The sequence below is a fragment of the Streptomyces sp. NPDC048415 genome (genome assembly GCF_040651675.1).
Classification (GTDB): Bacteria; Actinomycetota; Actinomycetes; order Streptomycetales; family Streptomycetaceae; genus Streptomyces.
The window spans coordinates 1-1,472 of sequence record NZ_JBEZKJ010000224.1 but is presented as its reverse complement, the minus strand read 5'-3'; the positions used below and the strand labels follow the sequence as shown (position 1 = coordinate 1,472).

The window sequence follows — 1,472 nt, the reverse complement described above, 5'->3', positions numbered from 1 at the left end:
CAACGGCTCCAACTTGGGGCCCCGACGAGGAACTGACGCACCAGCAGCAGAAGTCATGCAACTTCTAACGATCAACTACTGGCGCAGGACACTAGTTCTTTGGCGGCGGTACGATCGCCTGCTTCGGCGCGGTCCCGGATCCAGGCGTCAGCTTCCTCGGCAGGGCCGGTTACTTCCAGCATGTCGACCGTCAACTCTAGCGCCGTAGGTCCGTCCGAAAATTCATCGCCGCTCCACTCTTTGAGCCTGCGGTGCCAGGTCTGCGCGCCTTCGAGGCTCTGAAAGTAGGTAATGGCGCGCTGAAACCAATATTCTGCTTCTTCGGAACGGCCAAGAATGTTCTTCAAACCGCGAGCCATCGCATACATAGCCAGTGGGTCGCCTCTCTCCGCGCGGACCCGCAACCAGGCGAACAGTTCATCGTTCTTGCCCGCCTCCTCCAGCACCGTGATGAGCGTGATCATGGTGAGGGCATCGCCAGCTTCGGCACGCTGCCACAGCCAGGCGGGTATGTCTCCTGTACGGCCTGCCTCCTGGAGCATCATGGCCGCCCCGCAGGCCGCTCCAAGGGGCGCGTCGCGGAGCCACTCGGGTAGTCCGGTTGCTGAGGCGGCGCGTTGGTACCAGGTGAGTGATTCGTCGATACGACCCGCTTTCTTCAGTACCTCGGCCGCGGCGAGGCTCGCCTCGTATGCCGTTTCGAGACGCCCGCTTGCAGCGGCGCGTTGGAACCAACTGAGGGCTTCGGAGTCGCGGCCTACTTCGATCAGAATTTCAACGGCCGCACTGGTTGCGGAGGCGTTCCCTATCTCTGCAGCGTCACGTAGCCAGGCGAGCACCTCTTCCAGCCCCTCTCTATCCCGAATTCCCTTGGCAATTGCAGACACGACCCATGCAGAACCGTTTGCAGCCACGCTCTTATGCAACGCGGCGACGCCGACCCCAGGAAGTTCCGGATATCCCGCTTGCACCAGCTTGTTGTGCACCCACCACAACAACCCGGGTTGGCCCGTCTCTGGCCTCTCGCAGTACAGCTCGCAGGCGCGGTGGAACCACGGCAGTGCCTCCTCTATCCTGCTGGCCTCTGCCAGGGTTTCCGCAGCCTGGAGACATGCGGTGGAGTCACCGGCTTCGGCGGCTGTACTCCAGAGCTGGATGGCCAGCCTCATCAGACCCCGATCGCTGGCCGATTGGGCGAGCAAGGGGAGGTCGACGCGGCTGGCGTGGTCGACAAGGGCCGACCACAGAGCGGCGGGTGCTGGGGTGTTGCCACGGACGGTGCGGCCGTGCTGTTCAAGGTAGTCAGCGAGCAGATAGTGGGGGTGGGCAAAAGCCGGGTGGTCGCGGCTAAGGGCTTGCAGATCATTAACACGTTGCCTTGATCTTGTTGTGGGGCTCGCTGGTTTGGGCGAGGACTCGAGCCTGGAGGGCCGCGAGGGCGACGGGTGGCGTCGCCGTGGGCGGGATGGCGA

General features: G+C 63.3%; 1 protein-coding gene. It reads right to left on the bottom strand.

Annotated features, from left to right (window positions below; all coding sequences use genetic code 11):
* Positions 1-71: 71 nt before the first annotated feature.
* Positions 72-986: a hypothetical protein gene (locus AB0D27_RS45470; RefSeq protein WP_362521540.1), complete on the bottom strand. Its 915-nt coding sequence runs from the start codon at positions 984-986 to the stop codon at positions 72-74.
* Positions 987-1,472 lie beyond the last annotated feature (486 nt).